Annotated in this window: 5 protein-coding genes; 3 read left to right on the top strand and 2 right to left on the bottom strand. The window is 42.9% G+C overall.

Annotation, left to right across the window (positions count from 1 at the left end):
* Window positions 1–497: 497 nt before the first annotated feature.
* Both H6G97_RS46825 and H6G97_RS46820 read right to left on the bottom strand, forming a co-directional pair.
* On the bottom strand, window positions 498–1,058 hold the full coding sequence (locus H6G97_RS46825) for a GIY-YIG nuclease family protein (protein ID WP_338421999.1): 561 nt from the start codon (window positions 1,056–1,058) through the stop codon (window positions 498–500).
* A gap of 224 nt (window positions 1,059–1,282) precedes the next feature.
* A complete protein-coding gene (locus tag H6G97_RS46820) occupies window positions 1,283–1,549 on the bottom strand; it encodes a hypothetical protein (RefSeq protein ID WP_190947209.1) in 267 nt (88 codons plus the stop codon).
* A 125-nt stretch (window positions 1,550–1,674) separates the two neighbouring features.
* On the opposite strand from H6G97_RS46820, the gene H6G97_RS46815 reads away from it, so the two are divergent.
* The 3 genes from H6G97_RS46815 (at window position 1,675) to H6G97_RS46805 (ending at window position 3,820) form a co-directional block, all read left to right on the top strand.
* Window positions 1,675–2,022, top strand: coding sequence for a hypothetical protein (locus H6G97_RS46815; protein WP_190947208.1), 348 nt, complete (start codon window positions 1,675–1,677; stop codon window positions 2,020–2,022).
* Window positions 2,019–2,240, top strand: a complete 222-nt coding sequence (locus H6G97_RS46810) for a hypothetical protein (RefSeq protein ID WP_190947207.1) — start codon at window positions 2,019–2,021, stop codon at window positions 2,238–2,240. Before H6G97_RS46815 ends, H6G97_RS46810 begins: the two co-directional genes overlap by 4 nt.
* 1,430 nt (window positions 2,241–3,670) lie before the next feature.
* The gene (locus tag H6G97_RS46805) at window positions 3,671–3,820 is read left to right on the top strand and encodes a hypothetical protein (RefSeq protein WP_190947206.1); all 150 of its coding nucleotides are present in this window, start codon (window positions 3,671–3,673) and stop codon (window positions 3,818–3,820) included.
* Window positions 3,821–4,109: the final 289 nt, after the last annotated feature.

The following is a 4,109-nucleotide window of genomic DNA, read 5'->3' as shown; positions in this document are numbered from 1 at the left end:
GCTTATTTTCAAGGATGAGTTTACTTATTTATGGCTGAATAGTTAGCTAATTTATCCTTAAATAAAAGTTCTTTTATTAGAGATAAGTTAATTTATACGATTGCAAAAGAATCGATTTACTTTGTTTATAACCTTGCCAACTTTTGCACTTGTATAAATGACTTTGAAATCTTTATTAGTTTTTGTTAGGAAATAAGGTGCGTTTCCCCTGAGTCACTTAGTTATTTCCTCACATCCATCATTCGTTCAGGGTTGTACTGATTAAAGTCTACTGAGCAATCAGTTACAGCGCCCTCTGTTTACCACTAGGAGGAAATATCAGCGTTCGAGTTGGGTGTTGTTACTTGACGAGACAGATTGCAATACAACAGCGTCTTTACCTCTTACTAAATTGAACATCGGCTGTCAAATCTGCCTATGAAGCTATAGGGCTTCAATTAATAAGTTATCACTCTATTAAAAGAGCAGGTTTCCTTTGATACTAAACTTTACTTTTTCTAACTAAACGGCTGACCCCATCTCTCCCAATTTTCTTTGTTAAATGGCGATCGCCACTTCAAAATTAAACTCAATTCCAACTCCTGCCGGGGTTGTCTCTCAACCGGGGTATCCCACCAAAAAGCGATGTTGACTGCTGTCTTCATTCCATAGCGATAATGCAAATCCTGGTAGCTTGCTATGTAATCCTTGCAGGCGTGAATCCCTTTCCAGCGCTTGTTACTTCTGCAAGTTTCCCCCACATATAAAATCAGGTCAGCCGCAGAGTCAACGATGAAGTACAGACACGCATCGCCGGGGCTGTTTGCTGGCATCCTCCAGAACGAGAGCGATCGCACCTGTAACTGCAACGGATCAATCCGGTCTGGGTCGCAGTGCTTTGGTGCAATGTCGAATAACGTCGCCTGCTGCACTGGCTTGCTTTCCCTCACCCGTTGCTGATAGTCCAAAATTTGTGTTTTCCACTTCAGCAGGGCATCAGCACTCATCACCAGCGCCTCTGCTCTACGTGCTGGTGTGGGTTTCACTTCTGGAAATAGGTTTAGTTGATTGGGTTCCAAGGGTATTACGGGAGCGTGCCGACAAGCTGATTATCCCCCAAAACTTAATCGAGTAAACCTGTTAACGGGTTTAGGCGATTCGCATTTTTTGAAACCGGAAATGGAACAATAAATTTATTTTTGCGCCCAAACTTGCGTGACGCGAGGGATGCAAAATATTGTTGTTTCGTCAGCAGCCAATGCCCTTATTTGGGCAATCGTCTGGTCAATCTCTTCTTGTGTTGTCAGTCCAGCTTCAATGAAAGCATCAACTGCCTCAATGATAAATCGACTAGGTGCTTGGCGTTAGAGCGCACTACAACGGGTTGCACCAAAGAAACGGACGGTGCAACCAACCCAACATCCTGAAAAACTCGGTATAGCGTGGTTCCAAGACGAAAATGCTGACCTCGAATGTCGCTGATAGCTAAGAAAAGTTCAAAACAACGCTCATAAGCTGGGGATGGCGGATCACAAAAGGCACAGCTAAAGTCTGCTTCCTCGCACACCATTAATCCACCAGGCTTAAGAAGCGATCGCAGAAATTAAAGAGTTACGGCAAAGTAATAACCAGTTAGAAGATAGCAATAACCAATTTGATATAGCCAACAAACAATTACAACAGGAGAAAACCGCAATGTCAGCCAGCGCACCACAGCAACCACAAACAGTTACTCTTAACGTCACCGAGTTAGACTCTTGGTTAGAACAGAAAATTATTGAGCTGGTGAATAAGGTAACTCAAGGTGTGGCCATAGCACCTGCTGTTACTGCCACACCTGCCAAGGTAACACCCATCAAAGAAGAGATTGACTGGCAAGCCAAGACTGATGCTGAGATATGGGGGAGCAAAGCGCCGAGGGCAGGTATAGAAAAAATTCGTCGATCTTATCAGGCAATCTGTCTTATCAGGCAATCTGTTTGTACAACGATACTGTGGCAACTCTTGACTCAGATCGCCTCGCAATTACTAACCAAGCTTTGAGGGATTTATCGGGCTGCAATGGGCTACTAGTACGCGATTGGATTGAACAGCACAAAGATGAGGTGATTAGCCATAATGCTAAGTTCGGCATGGAAAACAAGAAATACCCCAGTAACCCTGCCAGCTATGCCAACAAGGGCAAGGACACAGATAAAATTCTCTTGCTGATAAATGAAGAATTTCTAAGCGGGGAAGGTTTTAAGGCAAGGAGAAATTAAAGTTATTTTTTCTCTTACAAACTAATTACATAATCACCACTAAGTTTATGTAATTAGTGGATTTTAAAATGACGAAATTGTATACCAAACTACATTTTCTCCAGACTATGCCTAGACTATGTTTGGACTAAGCCTAGACTAAGCGCTCTTAATCAGTTTTTCAAGAAAGCAAGTTTCCTAGACTATGCTTGGACTAAGCCTAGACTAAGCCTAAACTAAGCGCAGGGAATCACTATTTTTTGCTGTCAACAATTCTTCGATTAGAGAATAAAATAACCGTATTATGCTTATTTTGGGTAACTTCAATTTCAGCCATTTTTGCATGGCTTTTGAAACGAAAAATCAACTAAGATTGACTACAAAAGAACTACAAAAAAACGACAAAAGCAGATCAAGTTTCACAGATGGAATGACAACGCCCATTTCACCCAATCCCTAATCTCTAATGTCTAATAGGGACACCAGGGGAGTAGAGCGTAGCATGACTACGGGCATCGCCTCTTCCTCAACATCCAATGCCCAATGGCGAATGCGGTCGAGCTAGAGGGGCGAGAGTCAGCAGTGGGGCAATAGGAGGGAGAAGCGATCGCAGTACTTCAGAAAACTGCTCAATCGAGTAATTGCTTAAGCAAGTAAATCTGTAATTCCAACTGTGATACAGAGTAAATCACAGCAGTCTTTAGAGTGTTACTGTCAGCACTAATACGCTTTATGACAAAAGGCCCCCAGCACATTCAAAAAGAGTACTCAAAACAATTTTAGTCAAACCTCTGCCCGACATAGTACGCTCTCGCTCTCGTAAAAATTGCAGCAACTGGCCATCGCTACTGTCGTGACTGCGCTTAATCGAAAGCACTTCTAAATCAGGTTGCTCCATATCCTGTATTCCTACCGAATTAGAGGAGATTGTGAATAAGACATCGTGTTGATTGATACCAAATTTCAATGACTGTCAAAATATGCCGTAAACCACCCCTAGTACCCCTCTACTGTACCAAATGACAGTCGTTTGACTGTCATTAACCGAAAACCCGATGACAGTCAAACGACTGTCGTTATGTACCCTAGAGGTGCTTTTGGGGATATTTTGGCAGTAGGCAGTAAGCGCGATTTCTCCCCCAAAAGTGGATTTCAGGCATTTGTATAAGTAATACCATACTCACTATGGTTTCATGCCCTGCGAGTGGCTGCGCCATCTCTGGCTGCGCTCATGACACGAAATCGCCGTTCGCCCAAAGGGGTTTTTGTACTACAAAAGTACTGCATTTGTAACATGAATCTTTGATGTGGCCACTAACAATTCTCAGAATTGAGAAACTAAAAACATTCGGCAATGTTGCCGCAAGTGATGACCATGTTACCAGGAATAGAGAAACACCCAACGCAGATCCAACTAGAGAGAATGTCCCCTTGATTGGGGGAGAAGCCTCATGCGACTGTTAGCAGCGATCGCTTCGGGAATTAAGCATAGGGCGAAGAAGGTGCTTCGGCTAGCAAGAACCGCAGGCATTGAGGCCATTCATTGTCTAAGGCATTGTTCTAACTACTGCTGGGAGCAAAATCAACAGAGGTGGCTTTAAGGTCTCAAGAGGTTCTGTTATGCGATCGCCCGGTGGTCAATAAGAGGGAGAGAAATTAGGCAGTCAGGATATTGAGTCACGCACAACACTGATCTAATTCTTTTTTTTCTTGACTGCCACAAATTGGTAAACGCTAGAGAGATTGTCGTCAAAAAGTTCGCATACGAACTAAAAACGTATCCGCTCGGTAAATCGGGGTAGAAAGAAAAAATCAGAATGTAGATTGGTAGACACGGCGTTATAAAATATGATATATGACGCAAAAATCATCTGCTGGGAACTTAGTATC

The sequence above is a fragment of the Nostoc flagelliforme FACHB-838 genome, assembly GCF_014698065.1.
GTDB lineage: Bacteria > Cyanobacteriota > Cyanobacteriia > Cyanobacteriales > Nostocaceae > Nostoc > Nostoc flagelliforme_B.
The sequence above is the reverse complement of the archived record's forward strand: the minus strand, read 5'-3'. Positions and strand labels throughout refer to the sequence as shown.